21 protein-coding genes are annotated in these 16,259 nt (G+C 36.5%); 17 read left to right on the top strand and 4 right to left on the bottom strand.

The features are described from left to right. The first annotated feature begins 42 nt into the window (after positions 1-42). From tkt to JF53_RS05465, 7 genes are all read left to right on the top strand, one after another. Positions 43-2,043, top strand: coding sequence for a transketolase (gene tkt / locus JF53_RS05495; protein ID WP_047981181.1), 2,001 nt, complete (start codon positions 43-45; stop codon positions 2,041-2,043). Between the two features lie 161 nt (positions 2,044-2,204). Further along, the gene (sirA, locus tag JF53_RS05490) at positions 2,205-2,657 is read left to right on the top strand and encodes a sporulation inhibitor of replication protein SirA (protein WP_047981180.1); all 453 of its coding nucleotides are present in this window, start codon (positions 2,205-2,207) and stop codon (positions 2,655-2,657) included. A 51-nt stretch (positions 2,658-2,708) separates the two neighbouring features. Further along, positions 2,709-2,930, top strand: a complete 222-nt coding sequence (locus JF53_RS05485; protein WP_047981179.1) for a YneF family protein — start codon at positions 2,709-2,711, stop codon at positions 2,928-2,930. 204 nt (positions 2,931-3,134) lie between these two features. Next, entirely contained in the window at positions 3,135-3,839 is a 705-nt protein-coding gene (locus JF53_RS05480; RefSeq protein ID WP_047981178.1) for a cytochrome c biogenesis CcdA family protein, read from the top strand. 54 nt (positions 3,840-3,893) lie between these two features. Continuing rightward, positions 3,894-4,325, top strand: a complete 432-nt coding sequence (locus JF53_RS05475) for a Na(+)/H(+) antiporter subunit B (RefSeq protein WP_047981177.1) — start codon at positions 3,894-3,896, stop codon at positions 4,323-4,325. 126 nt (positions 4,326-4,451) lie between these two features. Further along, entirely contained in the window at positions 4,452-4,811 is a 360-nt protein-coding gene (locus JF53_RS05470; RefSeq protein WP_047981176.1) for a response regulator, read from the top strand. 121 nt (positions 4,812-4,932) lie between these two features. Continuing rightward, positions 4,933-5,409, top strand: coding sequence for a CcdC family protein (locus JF53_RS05465; RefSeq protein ID WP_047981175.1), 477 nt, complete (start codon positions 4,933-4,935; stop codon positions 5,407-5,409). Positions 5,410-5,431: 22 nt separating this feature from the next. On the opposite strand, the gene JF53_RS05460 is transcribed toward JF53_RS05465, so the two are convergent. After that, a complete protein-coding gene (locus JF53_RS05460) occupies positions 5,432-5,911 on the bottom strand; it encodes a DUF2621 family protein (RefSeq protein WP_047981174.1) in 480 nt (159 codons plus the stop codon). 265 nt (positions 5,912-6,176) lie between these two features. Between JF53_RS05460 and JF53_RS05455 the strand changes: the two genes are divergently transcribed. From JF53_RS05455 to JF53_RS05425, 8 genes are all read left to right on the top strand, one after another. Beyond that, positions 6,177-7,304: an ATP-binding protein gene (locus JF53_RS05455; protein WP_047981173.1), complete on the top strand. Its 1,128-nt coding sequence runs from the start codon at positions 6,177-6,179 to the stop codon at positions 7,302-7,304. Positions 7,305-7,551: 247 nt separating this feature from the next. Next, positions 7,552-10,257 (top strand): aconitate hydratase AcnA, encoded by a 2,706-nt coding sequence (acnA, locus tag JF53_RS05450; RefSeq protein ID WP_047981172.1) that lies wholly within the window; start codon positions 7,552-7,554, stop codon positions 10,255-10,257. A gap of 163 nt (positions 10,258-10,420) precedes the next feature. After that, a complete protein-coding gene (locus JF53_RS05445; protein WP_047981171.1) occupies positions 10,421-11,023 on the top strand; it encodes a TlpA family protein disulfide reductase in 603 nt (200 codons plus the stop codon). A 72-nt stretch (positions 11,024-11,095) separates the two neighbouring features. Next, positions 11,096-11,242 carry an FbpB family small basic protein gene (locus tag JF53_RS17190; RefSeq protein WP_157052467.1) on the top strand — a complete coding sequence of 49 codons (147 nt, stop codon included), beginning with the start codon at positions 11,096-11,098 and terminating at the stop codon, positions 11,240-11,242. 153 nt (positions 11,243-11,395) lie between these two features. Continuing rightward, positions 11,396-11,620, top strand: a complete 225-nt coding sequence (gene tlp / locus JF53_RS05440) for a small acid-soluble spore protein Tlp (protein ID WP_047981170.1) — start codon at positions 11,396-11,398, stop codon at positions 11,618-11,620. 103 nt (positions 11,621-11,723) lie between these two features. Beyond that, positions 11,724-12,149 carry an acyl-CoA thioesterase gene (locus JF53_RS05435; protein ID WP_083443554.1) on the top strand — a complete coding sequence of 142 codons (426 nt, stop codon included), beginning with the start codon at positions 11,724-11,726 and terminating at the stop codon, positions 12,147-12,149. Then, positions 12,149-12,448, top strand: coding sequence for a hypothetical protein (locus JF53_RS05430; RefSeq protein ID WP_047981169.1), 300 nt, complete (start codon positions 12,149-12,151; stop codon positions 12,446-12,448). Before JF53_RS05435 ends, JF53_RS05430 begins: the two co-directional genes overlap by 1 nt. A 20-nt stretch (positions 12,449-12,468) precedes the next feature. Beyond that, positions 12,469-12,918, top strand: coding sequence for a GNAT family N-acetyltransferase (locus tag JF53_RS05425; RefSeq protein WP_047981168.1), 450 nt, complete (start codon positions 12,469-12,471; stop codon positions 12,916-12,918). A gap of 9 nt (positions 12,919-12,927) precedes the next feature. Here JF53_RS05425 and yidD read toward each other — a convergent pair whose 3' ends face one another. From yidD to plsY, 3 genes are all read right to left on the bottom strand, one after another. Continuing rightward, a complete protein-coding gene (gene yidD / locus JF53_RS05420; RefSeq protein WP_047981167.1) occupies positions 12,928-13,170 on the bottom strand; it encodes a membrane protein insertion efficiency factor YidD in 243 nt (80 codons plus the stop codon). Positions 13,171-13,199: 29 nt separating this feature from the next. Continuing rightward, on the bottom strand, positions 13,200-14,114 hold the full coding sequence (gene folE2 / locus JF53_RS05415) for a GTP cyclohydrolase FolE2 (RefSeq protein WP_047981166.1): 915 nt from the start codon (positions 14,112-14,114) through the stop codon (positions 13,200-13,202). 92 nt (positions 14,115-14,206) lie between these two features. After that, positions 14,207-14,788, bottom strand: a complete 582-nt coding sequence (gene plsY / locus JF53_RS05410) for a glycerol-3-phosphate 1-O-acyltransferase PlsY (protein WP_047981165.1) — start codon at positions 14,786-14,788, stop codon at positions 14,207-14,209. Positions 14,789-14,976: 188 nt separating this feature from the next. On the opposite strand from plsY, the gene JF53_RS05405 reads away from it, so the two are divergent. Together JF53_RS05405 and JF53_RS05400 are read left to right on the top strand one after the other, a co-directional pair. Further along, complete coding sequence (locus tag JF53_RS05405; RefSeq protein WP_047981164.1) at positions 14,977-15,390, top strand: CoA-binding protein; 414 nt, start codon at positions 14,977-14,979, stop codon at positions 15,388-15,390. An 82-nt stretch (positions 15,391-15,472) separates the two neighbouring features. After that, the gene (locus tag JF53_RS05400) at positions 15,473-16,228 is read left to right on the top strand and encodes a helix-turn-helix domain-containing protein (protein WP_053351188.1); all 756 of its coding nucleotides are present in this window, start codon (positions 15,473-15,475) and stop codon (positions 16,226-16,228) included. Positions 16,229-16,259: the final 31 nt, after the last annotated feature.

Below are 16,259 nucleotides of genomic sequence, written 5' to 3'. Positions count from 1 at the left end.
ATGGTATTAAAATAATTGTTTGAAGTGGAAAGGAGTTTCATCATGTCAACTAATGTAGAACAGCTTTCTGTAAATACGATTCGTACGCTATCAATTGATGCTATCGAAAAAGCAAATTCAGGGCATCCAGGATTACCAATGGGTGCTGCGCCAATGGCTTACACGCTTTGGACAGATTTTATGAAGCATAACCCTAAACATTCAAAATGGTTTGATAGAGATCGTTTTGTATTATCTGCGGGCCATGGCTCCATGCTATTATATAGCTTATTACATCTTTCCGGTTATGATGTTACGATTAATGATTTAAAGGAATTTCGTCAATTAGGATCAAGAACCCCGGGTCACCCAGAAGTACATCATACAGATGGTGTGGAAGCAACAACTGGACCATTAGGACAAGGGATTGCAATGTCTGTTGGTATGGCGATGGCAGAAGCACATCTAGCAGCTAAATATAATAAAGATGATTTTTCTATTATTGACCATTTTACATATGCATTAATTAGTGATGGCGATATAATGGAAGGAATTTCACATGAAGCCGCTTCTCTAGCTGGTCATTTAAAATTAGGAAAATTAATTGCATTATATGACTCAAATGATATTTCTTTAGATGGTGAACTAAATAAAGCATTTTCTGACAACACAGAACAACGCTTTAAAGCATATGGATGGCAGGTTTTACGTGTTGAAGATGGAAATAATTTAGATGAAATTCGTGCTGCTATTAAAGCTGCACAAGCTAATACGGATCAACCGACGCTTATCGAAATTAGAACGGTAATTGGTTACGGTTCTCCAAACAAATCTGCTTCTGCTGCATCTCATGGTGCGCCACTTGGAGCAGATGAAGTGGTACTTACGAAGGAATTTTATCAATGGGGACATGATGAATTCCATGTGCCAGATGAGGTATATGCTGATTTCCAAGAAAAAATCGTTGTAAAAGGCGAAAAGCACGAAAATAGTTGGAATCAATTATTCCAAGCATATCAAGAAAAGTATCCAAATGAAGCAAATGAGTTACAAGCAGCTATCAATGGTCAATTACCAGAAGGCTGGGATAAGGATCTTCCGGTTTATGAAGTAGGTAAATCACTTGCATCTCGCGCTTCTTCAGGTCAAGTGCTTAATGAAATCGCCAAATCAGTACCATTTTTCTTAGGTGGAAGTGCCGATTTAGCTGGTTCCAATAAGACAATGATCAATGGCGAAGACGATTTATCACGTAATAATTTTGCTGGACGTAATATTTGGTTTGGTGTACGCGAACATGCAATGGGAGCTGCACTAAACGGTATGGCATTACATGGTGGATTGAAAGTATACGGGGGTACGTTCTTCGTGTTCAGTGACTATCTACGCCCTTCCATCCGTTTGTCAGCAATTATGAAGACACCGGTAACGTACGTGTTTACTCATGATTCGATTGCTGTTGGTGAAGATGGACCAACACATGAACCAATTGAACAGCTCTCTGCTTTACGAGCAATTCCGCATCTTTCGGTGATTCGTCCAGCAGATGGGAATGAAACACAGGCTGCATGGAGACTTGCAGTAGAATCAACTGATAAACCAACGATTCTTGTATTAACAAGACAAGATCTTCCTACATTAGAAGGAACGAAAGAGCGTGCCTATGAAGGTGTTAAACGTGGAGCTTATGTATTAAGTGATTCTGAGAAGGAAACACCAGATGCTATTTTAATTGCTACTGGTTCAGAGGTTCATTTAGCAGTACAAGCGCAAACAACACTTAAAGAAGAGGGAATCGATGTTCGTGTTGTTAGTTTAGCATCATGGGATCGTTTTGAAGACCAAGATGCTAGCTATAAAGAACAAGTACTTCCGAAGGCCGTTAAAAACCGTGTAGCTATCGAAATGGGATCACCACTTGGTTGGGAACGTTATGTTGGCTTAGATGGTATTATCATGGGAATAAACACATTTGGTGCTTCTGCAAATGGAGATAAACTAATCGAAGAGTATGGTTTTACAGTTGAAAATGTAGTGAAGAATGTAAAATCTTTAGTGAAATAATTAAAATGAATAAACTATGGTTAGAGCCAAACAATTTCTTCTCAAAATTGTTTGGCTCTTTTTCTATACTCGCTATTCGACAAAACTAGTGTATCTTTGCTGCACAGTATGACATTCTTTTCTACTAGAATCCGTATACTAGAGGTAAAGGAGGTATCATAATGAAAGAGTATACGGTTTACTGGATAAAAGAAGAATTTGCGAAGCATTACTATTATAAAAATGATATATTATTCCGTTTTATACGAGAGTATCAGACGAAGCGGGTTCGAAAAGATTTAGTCATGCAATTCAACTTTATAACAGAAGATGTTCCTGTTGACTTGATACTTCCAAAACTAGCTATGCAGCAGGGGAAGAATGGTAGTGGTTATTTTGATGAGAATCCCATTCAGCTAGTTGGTACACATAATGATATTACTTTACATATTGCTAAAAAACATTTAAAATTTCGTTGTGAAACATTACAGAATGCAGAAGCAGTATTATTTCCTATGTTAAGACAGATCCACCCTTATATATTTATCATTGACTATCAGAGTGAAAATTTCGGATGGATATCGCCTGCTAGGATAAATATTGCCTATACTACAGAACAGGTATTGTATTCTTAGGACTGTTTTACTATACTGTATAAGAGACAACACGAAGGAGGATAACGATAGATGGGCACAATTTGGGTCGTATTAATTGCTATAGCAGCTTTAATAGTTGGTGTTGCTCTTGGATTTTTTATCGCGAGAAAATACATGATGAGCTATTTGAAGAAGAATCCACCAATTAATGAGCAAATGCTTCGTACGTTAATGATGCAGATGGGTCAAAAACCATCGCAGAAGAAAATCAATCAAATGATGCGTGCAATGAACAATCAAGTGGATAAATAATAAATAGCAATAATGATTTCTTATCATACTTAAACATTGCACCGATACCCCATACTAATAAACAGTAGGGGGTATTTTTTATATTGATTTAAGAAAGAATTTCTACAGGTTGATCAAATTCCTTTCAATTGTCATCATTATGCCATATGCAAAAGAATAGACTCTGCTATAATGAGTTGTAGATAAAAGATCAGGAGGCTAACGATGTCCGAAATTAATTTTTTTCTAGCGTTTGGTGCTGGATTTCTTTCGTTTATTTCACCATGTGTATTACCGCTATTTCCGGCATTTTTATCGTATATTACGGGAATGAGTGTTAGTGAAATTAAGAATGAAAATAAAATGCTGAACAAAAAAAGTATTTTACATACGTTTTTCTTCTTACTTGGCTTCTCTAGTATATTTATAATGATGGGGTTTACCACCTCAGCAATCTCGGAATTTCTAAAAGTATATCAAGATGTAATTAGACAAGTTGGAGCTATCCTTATTATTTTCTTTGGCCTTGTAATTGTAGGGATATTTAATTTCAAGTTTTTGATGAAAGATAAGAAAATCATGTTTAAGAATCGACCGCCAGGTTTTATAGGATCGTTTTTAATTGGGATGGCTTTTTCTTTAGGTTGGACGCCATGTACAGGCCCAATATTAGGTGTCATCTTAACACTGGCAGCTACAGACCCAGGTTCAGGAGTAGGGTTGATGACGGGATATGTGCTAGGTTTTTCAATTCCGTTCTTTGTGCTTTCTTTCTTCGTTGGAAGACTTACCTGGATAAAACGAAATGGTCATCGCATCGTAAAAATAGGTGGCTATATTATGATTGTGATGGGTATCGCTTTGTTTTTTGATTGGATGACAAAGCTTACAGCATTCCTGGCTGGATGGGTAGGTTTCTATGGATTTTAATGGTGAATTATATTATGATAATACGTATAGATTGTACATAAGGAAGTGTTCATGATGGAAAAACCTAATAATCTTATATTACAGACCGCAACATCGTTGATTGCCTTTATTTTATTAGGCTTTTCAATATATTTATTTATGGCAGGTCATAACTCACCAGGTGGTGGATTCGTAGGCGGACTTGTTACCGCGGCAGCAATCGTTTTACTCTATATGGCTTATGGTATTGATTTCGTTAACAAGATTTTACCGATAAATTTCCGGGTACTAATTCCAATAGGATTACTTGTTGCGTTGCTTACTAGTATGGGATCTTTTATATTTGATGTCCCGTTCCTTTCGCACACCTTTGGGTATTTTGAATTTCCATTCTTCGGGGAAGTAGAGCTTGCGACAGCAATGCTGTTTGATTTAGGGGTTTATCTAACAGTTGTCGGTGTAACAGTAACTATTATCATAAGTATTGCAAATGACAAAGCAGCATAGTTTCATTTTAAATCGTAACAAACATATAGAAACATTTACTATCATTTAAAAATTGGGGCAGAAAAACAAAGGGGAAACTACTTATGATGAAGGATTCCAGGTTTTTCAAGTAATGGGGGAAATGATATGGCAAAGGTTTTAATTGTTGATGATGCAAAATTTATGCGAGCTACGTTAGTTAGTATTTTGACAAAAGACCACCATGAAATTGTAGGGGAAGCAGAAAATGGTCAGGAAGCAGTAACACTTTATAAACAAACACAACCAGATTTAGTTATCATGGATATTACGATGCCAGTCATGAATGGCATCGATGCAACAAAAGAGATTATGGAATATGATCCAAATGCACATGTAGTTGTTTGCTCTGCTATGGGGCATCAAAAAATCGTAGTAGATGCTATTGAAATAGGTGCAAAGGATTTTATTGTTAAACCATTTGATGAGCACCGTGTATTAGAAACCGTGGGACGAGTTCTTTTTTAGCCAATAGGAAAGAAAAGTCTCGCCGGCACAAGTAAAACTAATGCAATCGCTGATTTGAGCGTATGTGTATGTTTTATTTAGCACCCACCGTTAGACAGTATCCTGAAAAGAGTGTGTTAGTATGTTTTGGATTGTAGCAAGTACAGTCGTTGCATTTTTAATGGCATTGACAATGATTTTTGTTCGTTTAAAGGCTTCGAAAAAACCAGCTACCGTAAAGACGATTATTTTGCCGCCATTATTTATGAGTACTGGTGCACTAATGTTTTTATTCCCAGAATTTCGTTTGGAATGGATGCAGGTTTTAGAGGCGCTCAGTATAGGGGTTATCTTTTCTATATTTCTGATCATAACGTCGAGGTTTGAGATTCGTCGAAATGAAATTTACTTAATACCATCGAAAGCATTTGTATTCATTTTATTTGGATTGCTTTTTGTTCGGATAATTTTGAAGCTTATCATCGGTAGCACCATTACATTAGGTGAGACGAGTGGCATGTTCTTCTTGTTAGCATTCGGAATGCTTGGAACATGGCGAATCGCAATGCTTTATAAATATAAACGATTAGAAAAACAAGTAAAGGTTTCTTCATCATAATTGAGGGAACCTTTACTTGTTATTAATTGCGTTTTTTATAGTTAGCTTGCCAATTTGTTCGGTAATCATCCTTTGATAAGCTGAATAACTCCTCAAACGGTGCGATATCGATTTGTTTTTCTCTTAACTTTTTCTTCAAGAATTTATGGTCCCGCTTTGGAGTTGCCAAAATATATCCTTCGATTACAATATTCTGATTGATAGTGGTAATTCCTTTCTGTAAAGCTACTTCTCCAATTTTACTAGCGATTTTTTGTCTTGCAACATCACGGAATAGTTCAGGCACCGGGGAGACTAATTCATCAAGTAATTCTTTCTCTGCATCATCCCACATATGTTTTGTCTCGTTAATATAATGGATTTCCCAATCCATCATTGATCTACCGTCTTCCTTAGGTAACTGTTTAAGGAACTTTCGGAACATAAAGTAGCCACCAATAGCCATCATCCCAATCATGAAAAATCCCCAAAATACGATTAAAAAATCATCGAATATAGACATTTAAATCCACCTTCTAGCAGCTTGATATAGACGTATATTACTAGAATATACATAGTCATAATTTATCATAGAGGTACGATAAATTTACTATTTGAGCAAAAATAATTACGTTAAACTTGTTACTTTTAGTTATTATGTATGCTAATATAATTATAATTATAGTTATTGTTTCGTGATTAAACAACAGTCATATTTATATATATTCCAACATATTATCATATAGAGATTTAAAATTGTATGAAAATGTAATAAAGGGGCGAATGCGATGGAGAAGAAATCGAATAAACAAGAAATAAACCAGGTTTCTGAAAGCACGATTACCCCTTATAAATTAGAATTTGAACCGTTAACGAATTCGCATCTATCAAGCCTTCCAGCATTTATGCTTAACTGGGTTGAAAAAAATAGTAGTGACGTATTTGCGGTTTGGGATAGTCAGGGTATTGCACAATTTTTTTCTAGTTCAGTAGAAAGATTGTTTGGTTATAAGGCAGAGGACTTAATAGGGAAGTCTTGGCATGATCTCGTGAATGAAGAGGATAGGGATTATTTAATTAAAGAATTTAAACAGGATTCGTTTTCGAATCAAACATTCAATATACATATTAAAAATTTTGACCAAAAATTTATTTGGTGTGAAAGTAAAATAGCTAGAATAAGTGAATCTGACAACGATTCTTATTGCTATTTGTCTGCTCATCGTGATATTTCTGATAAAAAAGAGATGGAAGAAATGATGATTCGGTCAGAGAAAATGTCCATCGCTGGTCAGCTTGCTGCTGGAATTGCACATGAAATACGGAATCCGTTGACTTCAATTAAGGGGTTCCTGCAACTATTACAGGCTGGAGTAAATCGGAAAGATGTCTATTACAAGATTATGATTGATGAGATTGAGAAGATGGAAACAATTACGTCTGAGCTATTATTTATTTCCAAGCCTCTTACGGATAATAAGCAAGAAGAATCTGTGTTACAAATGATTCAGGATGTCACTGAACTACTTATATCCCAAGCAAAATTAAAGAGTATTACATTAGAAACATTTGGAGAGGATCAGGTTGTTTTTTGTGACCGATCACAGATAAAACAAGTATTAATAAATATTATCAAAAATGCAATTGAAGCAATGGAAAATCCAGGTAAAATTACGGTAATGATCACTGACCATGATACAGAGGTAAGTATTGATATTGTTGATGAGGGACCAGGCATTGACGAGGAAGTAATTCATAAGCTTGGAGAACCTTTCTTTACGACAAAACAACAAGGAACAGGTCTTGGTTTAATGATTACGAAGCAATTACTGGAAAGACATAATGCCAAACTAGAAATCTTACAAAATAAAGAAAAGGGAAGCACCTTCCGAATTCTATTTCCTAAGTGGGAATAATAGAGTGATGGTATGCTTTTGTTATAATCTGGCATAAATTCATTTGCTTTATTGGTATAAGTAAAAATTATCACCTTGAATAACTTTTTAGTATAGTAAATCCAGCATGAAACAATTGTTTTATGCTGGATTTTCATTTAAGATGAATATGGTGGAAAACCAATCGAATTTGGAAACGCTCTATTTTATTTTTTTATTCTAGCAAACATTCAAATTCTTAATCTAAGAATGAAAGGGGTTTAGAGCAATGGGAGAAGTAATCTCAAATGCAAAGAAGAAATTCGAACTAAATGGCAAGACGTATAACTATTATCAATTAAACGCTTTAGAAAAAGCAGGATTAGGCAAGATTGAAAGGCTACCATTTTCAATAAGAGTTCTATTGGAATCACTAGTTCGTCAATATGATGGACGTGTTATTAACGATGAGCATGTAGAAGCTTTAGCGAAATGGGGAACAAAAGAAGGGGTAGGTGTAGATGTACCTTTTAAACCTTCTCGTGTTATTCTACAAGACTTTACAGGTGTACCTGCTGTCGTTGATCTTGCTTCCTTACGAAAAGCAATGGTTGATCTTGGCGGGGAACCAGATAAAATCAACCCAGAAGTTCCGGTAGATTTAGTTATTGACCACTCCGTGCAGGTTGATAAATATGGTACAGCAAATGCGCTAAAAGCAAATATGGACTTAGAATTTGAACGAAATGCAGAGCGCTATGAATTTTTAAATTGGGCTCAAAAAGCTTTTGAAAATTATCGTGCTGTTCCACCAGCAACAGGTATCGTACACCAAGTAAACTTGGAGTATATTGCTAATGTGGTGCACGCAATTGAAAATAACGATGGAGAATATGATGCATTCCCAGATACTTTAGTTGGTACAGATTCACATACGACTATGATTAATGGTTTAGGAGTACTAGGTTGGGGTGTAGGTGGTATTGAGGCTGAGGCAGGAATGCTTGGTCAACCTTCTTATTTCCCAGCTCCAGAAGTAATTGGTGTTAAATTTACTGGAAGCTTCCCACAAGGTACTACGGCAACAGACTTAGCACTTAAAGTAACACAAGTGCTTCGCGAAAAAAATGTTGTTGGAAAGTTCGTGGAGTATTTTGGCCCTGGCTTAAAAGATATGCCACTAGCTGACCGTGCTACTATTTCAAACATGGCACCTGAATATGGAGCAACATGTGGCTTCTTCCCAGTTGATGAAGAAGCACTTAACTACCTTCGTTTAACAGGACGTAGCGAAGAACAAATTAAATTAGTAGAGACATACTGTAAGGAAAATGATCTTTGGTATGCAGATGATGTAAAAGATCCAGAATATACGACAGTTGTTGAAATTAATCTTTCTGAATTGGAGCCGAATTTATCTGGACCAAAACGTCCACAGGATTTAATTCCGTTATCTAACATGAAAAAGGAATTCAACAAAGCTATTACAGCTCCGTCTGGTAACCAAGGATTTGGGCTAGATAAATCTGAATTTAATAAAGAAGTTACAATTGAACTTGGAACTGGCAACAAAACAACGATGAAAACCGGCTCAATTGCAATCGCTGCGATTACATCTTGTACGAATACATCAAACCCATATGTTATGTTAGGTGCTGGATTACTAGCGAAAAAAGCGGTTGAAAAAGGTTTACAAGTACCTGCGTTTGTTAAAACATCATTAGCACCAGGTTCAAAAGTTGTTACACGCTACTTAGAAGATGCGGGTCTAATGCCATACCTTGATCAACTAGGATTTAGTCTTGTTGGTTATGGTTGTACGACTTGTATTGGGAACTCAGGTCCACTTCTTCCTGAAATAGAGGAAGCTATTTCAAGTAATGATTTAACAGTGGCTTCTGTTCTTTCTGGAAACCGTAACTTTGAGGGACGTATCCATCCGTTAGTAAAAGCTAACTACTTAGCATCTCCTCCATTAGTTGTTGCTTATGCACTAGCAGGCACAGTTGATATCGATCTTGCTAAAGACGCACTTGGTGTGGATGCGGATGGTGAGCCAATTTACTTAGATGATATTTGGCCATCGATGGAAGAAATCAAGACAGAAGTAAGTAATGTAGTTAATCCAGAAATTTTCCGTAAAGAGTATGAAAATGTATTCAACTCTAACGAAAAATGGAATGAAATTGATACAACTGACGAGCCTTTATTTGAGTGGGATACAGAATCTACTTATATTCAAAATCCACCATTCTTTGAAGGATTATCTAAAGAAGCAGGTAAAGTAGAAGCATTAAATAACTTACGTGTCATTGGTAAGTTTGGCGATTCTGTTACAACTGACCATATTTCTCCTGCAGGTGCTATTGCGAAGGATATGCCAGCAGGTAAGTACTTACAAGAAAAAGGCGTTTCTCCAAGAAACTTTAACTCGTATGGTTCTAGACGTGGAAACCATGAAGTCATGATGCGTGGTACATTTGCTAACATCCGTATCCGCAACCAAATCGCACCAGGTACGGAAGGTGGATACACTACCTACTGGCCAACTGGCGAAATCATGCCGATTTATGATGCAGCCATGAAATATCAACAAGATGGTACAGGATTAGCTGTATTAGCAGGTAAAGATTACGGAATGGGTTCATCACGTGACTGGGCAGCGAAGGGTACGAACCTATTAGGTATTAAAATGGTAATTGCCGAAAGCTTCGAGCGTATTCACCGTTCCAATTTAGTTATGATGGGTGTGTTACCATTACAATTTGAAAAAGGCCAAAACGCTGAAAAGCTAGGCTTAACTGGTAAAGAAACATTCAATCTAGAAATTGGTGAGGATGTTAAGCCACATGATCTTGTTAACGTAACAGCTATTGATGAAGATGGAAAAACAACGAAATTCAAAGCAGTTGTTCGCTTTGATAGTGAAGTTGAAATTGACTATTATCGTCATGGTGGTATCTTGCAAATGGTACTACGGAACAAATTAGCATAATGTTAATTCAGCGAGTCCTTTTTAGAGGACTCGCTTTTTATTTCACTACATGTGACAGCTATTTGAATTTTTCTTTAATAGCTTTATTATTTCGTTCAAATTGTATACTATTAAATGGAATTGCCAATGCTAGTTACAAGTTATACATAGGGAGTTTTTTCATATGGTAAAAAAAATCATCGGAATTGCGATATTAGTTACCTTAGGGATTATTTTGGTTATTAATATTGGAGAGATAACAAAACAAAAAAATACAGCTGGCTCAGGTCCAAATCTTGTGGATGTATCAGGAGATACTTCAGTAGAAGGTGTTTCGATAGTGTCACCAAATGCAGAAGGAATTAATGAAGGGGATACCGCACCAGATTTTAAATTAAAAATGCTAAATGGTGATACCGTAACATTGTCTGATTTAAAAGGAAAAAAAGTGCTCGTGAATGTATGGGCTACTTGGTGTCCACCATGTAAAGAAGAAATGCCAGAGCTACAACAATTTTACGAAGAATATGGCGATGACATTGAAATTATTGCCGTAAACGCTACTGGTTCAGAACGCAATGAACAGGCCGTCCGAGATTTTATTTCTGAATATGACTACACATTCCCAGTGGCCTTTGATAAAGATATGGAAGTGACAGATAACTATATGGTCATCTCGATTCCAACATCCTATTTCATTGGAACCGATGGGGTAATTCAAGTCCCAAGAAAAGTAGGTCCTATGACATATGATTTTATGGTTGAAATGATGAATAAACTAAAGTAATGAAAAAAGCACCCCACTATTATAAAATCTCAACGATTTGGTAATACTTTTCGTAAAAAGGGAGTGATTACCATATCTTTAAAGAAACGACTTTCTTTCGAAGAGCTGGTTCAAGCTAATCGTCAGCAAATTCTAGATGATCGAGCGATATTAGATCGAATTGAGGAAAACCTAGAACAACGAGCAAGAGAAGTGCTATCCAAACGAAGAGAAGCATAGATTTTGCTTAACCGTAATGAACCTCCACTATTGGCATGAAGCATGCTATCAATAGTGGAGGTTTTTTCCTTTTTTAGAAGCAATGTATAGTTGTTGACAAGATAGAAAAAATAACAATGCCTTGGCAAATAACTTTCGAAAGGAGTTTTTCACATGGCATACAAAGATACACATCCTAAACCGGATGATCGCAGTGATAATGTGGAAAAACTACAGCATATGATTCATGATACAATTGAAAATATTGAAGCATCCCATGAAACAATGCAATTATCGTCGGAAGAAGAGAAGCAAACTATTGCGGAAAAAAACAAACGACGTGAAGAAGCAATTGAAGGAATGCGTGCAGAGATTAAGGACGAATCTCGTTCAGAATAGTAAGGCTACTAGACCTCAAATTCTAATTAGGATTTGAGGTTCTTTTATAGGAGAAGCTTTGGAAGAGTATGGTAAAATAAGCTGGAGAAGGAGGAGGCTACCCGTGAAAAAAGTACAGACAGAAATTGAAGTTCGATACCAAGAGACAGATCAAATGGGGGTCGTCTATCATGCAAATTATTTAGTATGGTTTGAAATAGGCCGTACGAAGTTTATCGAGCAGTTAGGATTAAGTTACATGGAACTAGAACAAAACAATGTTGTCTCACCAGTAATAGATGCACAGTTATCCTTTAAACGTCCAGCCAAATATGGAGAGAAGATAACTATATATACATGGTTAGATCAATACGATGGGTTGCGGACCGTATATGGTTATGAGATTATTGGCGACAATGGGGAAATAAAGGTAACAGGTAAAACGAAACATGTTATTGTGAATAAGGAGACCTTTCGCCCGTTATCACTTCGGAAGGCCTTTCCTGCATGGCATGAGGTATATATGAGCTGCTTAGAGGGTGAACAGTAATGGCTTTTGGTTTAAATCGGCACGAATTAAAGGCATGGAAAGAGAAAGTTGAACGTGGAGAAATAGCTTTTTTAACCCATTACTGGCTTGACGATCGCTTTCCTGGTTGTACGACCGTGACGAAAGTAGGTTGTAATGATTTACAAACACTAATGACATGGGGAGCACAATACGATTTAAGTCCTAATTGGATTCATCGTGATATGAAATACCCACATTACGACCTGTTTGGTGAAAAACAGAAAGCCATTTTAGTTGAGGAAGGAATTTGGGAACAGATTAATAAATTTGATTTGTAGACTGTGAGGAGTTTTCTAGCATGAATTGTCGTAAAGCAACAGTAGAGGACGTGGAACAATTAGTTGAGATTCGAAAAAAACAGCTAATTGATGAAGGGATAGAACCCGTAATAACTATTGATACAGAACTATATCACTTTTTTGACCAAAAATTACGTGATGGTTCCTTAGTACAGTGGATCGTAGAAAATAACGAGAAGATTATCACTACTGGTGCGATTGTAGTATATGATTTTCCGCCAACATATACGAATAAGAATGGTAAAAAAGGATACATAACAAATATGTTTACAGAACAAGCGTATCGTGGACAAGGTTTTGCTACAAAGTTATTAACAAAATTAGTTCAAGAAGCTAAACAAAGGGATATTAACAAGCTATGGCTCGGTGCTTCAACACTTGGTAGACCTGTTTATGCTAAATTTGGATTTATAGCGTCCGATGAATGGATGGAATTAAATATAACATAAACCAAACGCTCAGCTATCCTGAGCGTTTGGTTTATGCTTCTTTTCAGGTACGAAATCAACTCCACCCGGATGAAATGGGTGACACTTGCTAATCCGTTTGATTGTTAAATAACCACCTTTGAGCGCACCAAATCTTCTAATTGCTTCCAATCCGTATTCTGAACAAGTTGGATAAAAACGACAGGTGGAGGGGGTATAGGGACTAATGGCTTTTCGATAAAATTTGATAAGTCCAATAAGAATATATTTCATGACATACCTTCTTTAGGATTACTTCTTAATTACTTTGTATACCGTATTGTTGCAATAGCGTCATGCATATGAATCGATTCTTCATTTTGACAAGTAATGGTAAATTCTTTCACATAAGGAAGTTCATATAGGTCCGATGCAACTAAGCGTGCCATGTCTTCTACAAATCTCGGGTTTTCATAAGCTTGCTCTGTCACCATTTTTTCATCTGGTCGTTTTAAGATAGGGTGTAATCTGGCACTTGCATTACTTTCAGCAGCTTCTAATAATACTAGCTTCCAGTCTGCTTGTTCCTCATCAAAGCTGTCCGCTAGTACTACTTCCATGTTGACATTACCACGTTGGTTATGAGCACTGTATTCACTAATTTCCTTTGAACATGGACATAACGTAGTCACGAGAACATGCATCCCAACGGTTATTTGATAACCACTTTCTACATGATACGAAACCGTCATGGTTAGGTCGGCATGGTTTAAGCCGGCAATATCACTGCTTGGGCCTTTACGCTCATAAAACCATGGAAACGTTACTTGCATTGTCGCATCTTTTTGGTTTAAGCGGTCGGCTAACTCTTTAACAAAACGTTTAACCGTAGCGATATTTGCAGTAAAGCCCTGTTGTGCATATTCTGCTAACTGCTCCATGAAACGACTCATATTTGTTCCTTTGTTCATTTGGCTAAGACTGGATGTGAAGGTAAAGGAAGCAATACTCGTTTGCTTTTCTGGATTCGTATTACTGGTAATCACAACAGGATGTTTTACATTGGTAATCCCTACAGCATCAAGTTCAAACAAGAAATCCTTTTTCGTATTCTGTAAATCTGCCATCTGATGTTTGTTGGCAGGTTTGGTTTTAGGACCGGGTGCAACAGAACCGAATAGTTTATGACGCTCTTGCTTATTTGGCAGCGTTTTTTGCGGTGAGTGTTTCGAATTCATCGTCATTTCCTTTCTATAAGAAAGAGTTATTGTAACCCAAAGTATACGCCAAATAAGGCAACGTTTTCAATGATGAGGCTTGCGAATAGGCTCTACATCCAAGTGATTTTAGGTTCTGTTTTATTAATAATCCGTTTAATATTAGCAATATGTCTGTAAATAACAAATAGCGTCAATGCTGCTGTTACGATTAATAATCCAAGATCACCGATAAATACCGCAGCAATTACAGCAACTATTCCGGTAATCATTGAAGATAAGGATACATATTTGGTAATGTATAGTGTTAATAGAAAGGTAAGAACCATGATAGCAAATAGTAACGGACTAACCCCTAAAACAATACCACCAGAAGTAGCAACTGCCTTACCACCTTTGAATTTTGCAAATAAAGGATACGTATGGCCAATTACAGCAAAAATACCAATGGCTAATCGATATACATCAGCATCGAATAACAAAGGGATAGCGGTTGCAATTGTTCCTTTTAAAATATCGGCGAGTGTAACAATGATGCCTGCCTTCATACCTAACACTCGGAAGGTATTGGTAGCACCGAGATTCCCACTGCCGTGTTCTCGAATATCAATTTTATAACCTACTTTTCCAACAATCAGAGCAGAAGGAATGGATCCTAACAAATAGGCAACCACTGCAAAGATAATGTATTCCATACTTTTCCTACTTTCATTAATTAGTTAATTTATACTTTCATCATTATTTTATCACGAACTATTAATAGAAAGTACTAATAATACGATAAGTTTTGATAAAAATTATAAGGAGTATCCACAAAAGCCGAATGATTTCGCCAAACATGCTACACTACTACTAAAGAAAAGATAGAAGGGAGTTATAGCACATGCAAAATCCAACTAATGACAAAATAAAACAGATTCTAGAATCAGCAAAAACAATTGCGGTTGTAGGGCTATCAGATAATCCTGAAAGAACATCTTATCAAATATCAAAAATAATGCAAGAAAGTGGTTACAGAATTATTCCTGTAAATCCTACAGTAGATGAAGTACTCGGTGAAAAATCTTATAAATCACTACTTGATATTCCAGAACCAGTTGATATTATCAATGTGTTTAGGAGACCAGAATTTTTACCAGAAATTGCAAATGAAGCTGCGGAAACAAACTGCCCTGTGTTTTGGGCACAGCAAGGTATTTCGAATGAAGAAGCGTATGAATATTTGACGGAAAAAGGCGTTACGGTAGTAATGGATTTATGTATTAAAGTAGCTCATTCGATATTAATTAAAAAGTAAGCAGTAAAAGAGAGGATGGCATTGATATGCTCCCCCTAAAGTAGACACCAAAAAAACAAAACTACTTTAGGGGGAGTTTTTTATGCGTTCTAATAGTAAACATTCTGTTGATGAACTTGAAAGATATATTCAAATGTACCTTGATGAAGGATGGAGCTATCGGGAGTTAAGTGAAAAGAAGGGTCTGCTGTTAAGTAAATCGGTATTTAATAAAAAAGTGCTGAGATACCAAGAACAGGGGATTAGAGGCATTCAAACGAAGAGGAGAAATAATAAATATAGTAAAGAGTTTAAGGACTTGATCGTTAAAGAACGCATCGAACAAGGCACACCTTTCATACAGTTAGCTCGCAAGTATGGTATTCCGAATGATAGTACTGTTCGAAATTGGATCATCAAGTATACTGAGGGGGAGGAATTAAAAACTTATTCTCCAAAACCCGAGGTGTATACAATGAAAAGTAGAAAAGTGACGCATGAAGAAAAAGTTGAGATTGTCAAAGCATGTTTAGCCAATAACTTATCTTATAAAGACACAGCTGAAAAATATCAGGTTTCTTATAATAATATTTACTCATGGGTTCAAAAGTACAAAGCGCATGGTCCTGATGGACTGGTAGATGGACGAGGCCACGGAAAGCCAGACAAGATCCAAACAGATGAAGAAAAGTTACGAACAGAAATTGCAGCATTAAAAGCACGAAATGAGTACCTTGAAACAGAGAACGCTGCGCTAAAAAAGTTAGAAGAAGTGGAAAGAGAGTTGATGTTACGCAAACGCGGTATGAGGCAGAGTACCAAACAATCAAAAAGCTCGAAAAAAAGGGGTTCAAAATAACCATACTATGTGAAGCATTAGGTGTGAGTCG

Source organism: Ornithinibacillus contaminans (genome assembly GCF_001038425.2).
Lineage (GTDB): Bacteria > Bacillota > Bacilli > Bacillales > Amphibacillaceae > Ornithinibacillus > Ornithinibacillus contaminans.
This window is presented reverse-complemented; position numbering and strand designations above follow the sequence as displayed.

Coding starts and splice junctions, on each gene's coding strand:
- tkt (WP_047981181.1), top strand. CDS start 43: ATGTCAACTAATGTAGAACAGCTTTCTGTAAATACGATTCGTACGCTA.
- sirA (WP_047981180.1), top strand. CDS start 2,205: ATGAAAGAGTATACGGTTTACTGGATAAAAGAAGAATTTGCGAAGCAT.
- JF53_RS05485 (WP_047981179.1), top strand. CDS start 2,709: ATGGGCACAATTTGGGTCGTATTAATTGCTATAGCAGCTTTAATAGTT.
- JF53_RS05480 (WP_047981178.1), top strand. CDS start 3,135: ATGTCCGAAATTAATTTTTTTCTAGCGTTTGGTGCTGGATTTCTTTCG.
- JF53_RS05475 (WP_047981177.1), top strand. CDS start 3,894: ATGGAAAAACCTAATAATCTTATATTACAGACCGCAACATCGTTGATT.
- JF53_RS05470 (WP_047981176.1), top strand. CDS start 4,452: ATGGCAAAGGTTTTAATTGTTGATGATGCAAAATTTATGCGAGCTACG.
- JF53_RS05465 (WP_047981175.1), top strand. CDS start 4,933: ATGTTTTGGATTGTAGCAAGTACAGTCGTTGCATTTTTAATGGCATTG.
- JF53_RS05460 (WP_047981174.1), bottom strand. CDS start 5,911: ATGTCTATATTCGATGATTTTTTAATCGTATTTTGGGGATTTTTCATG.
- JF53_RS05455 (WP_047981173.1), top strand. CDS start 6,177: ATGGAGAAGAAATCGAATAAACAAGAAATAAACCAGGTTTCTGAAAGC.
- acnA (WP_047981172.1), top strand. CDS start 7,552: ATGGGAGAAGTAATCTCAAATGCAAAGAAGAAATTCGAACTAAATGGC.
- JF53_RS05445 (WP_047981171.1), top strand. CDS start 10,421: ATGGTAAAAAAAATCATCGGAATTGCGATATTAGTTACCTTAGGGATT.
- tlp (WP_047981170.1), top strand. CDS start 11,396: ATGGCATACAAAGATACACATCCTAAACCGGATGATCGCAGTGATAAT.
- JF53_RS05430 (WP_047981169.1), top strand. CDS start 12,149: ATGGCTTTTGGTTTAAATCGGCACGAATTAAAGGCATGGAAAGAGAAA.
- JF53_RS05425 (WP_047981168.1), top strand. CDS start 12,469: ATGAATTGTCGTAAAGCAACAGTAGAGGACGTGGAACAATTAGTTGAG.
- yidD (WP_047981167.1), bottom strand. CDS start 13,170: ATGAAATATATTCTTATTGGACTTATCAAATTTTATCGAAAAGCCATT.
- folE2 (WP_047981166.1), bottom strand. CDS start 14,114: ATGAATTCGAAACACTCACCGCAAAAAACGCTGCCAAATAAGCAAGAG.
- plsY (WP_047981165.1), bottom strand. CDS start 14,788: ATGGAATACATTATCTTTGCAGTGGTTGCCTATTTGTTAGGATCCATT.
- JF53_RS05405 (WP_047981164.1), top strand. CDS start 14,977: ATGCAAAATCCAACTAATGACAAAATAAAACAGATTCTAGAATCAGCA.
- JF53_RS05400 (WP_053351188.1), top strand. CDS start 15,473: ATGCGTTCTAATAGTAAACATTCTGTTGATGAACTTGAAAGATATATT.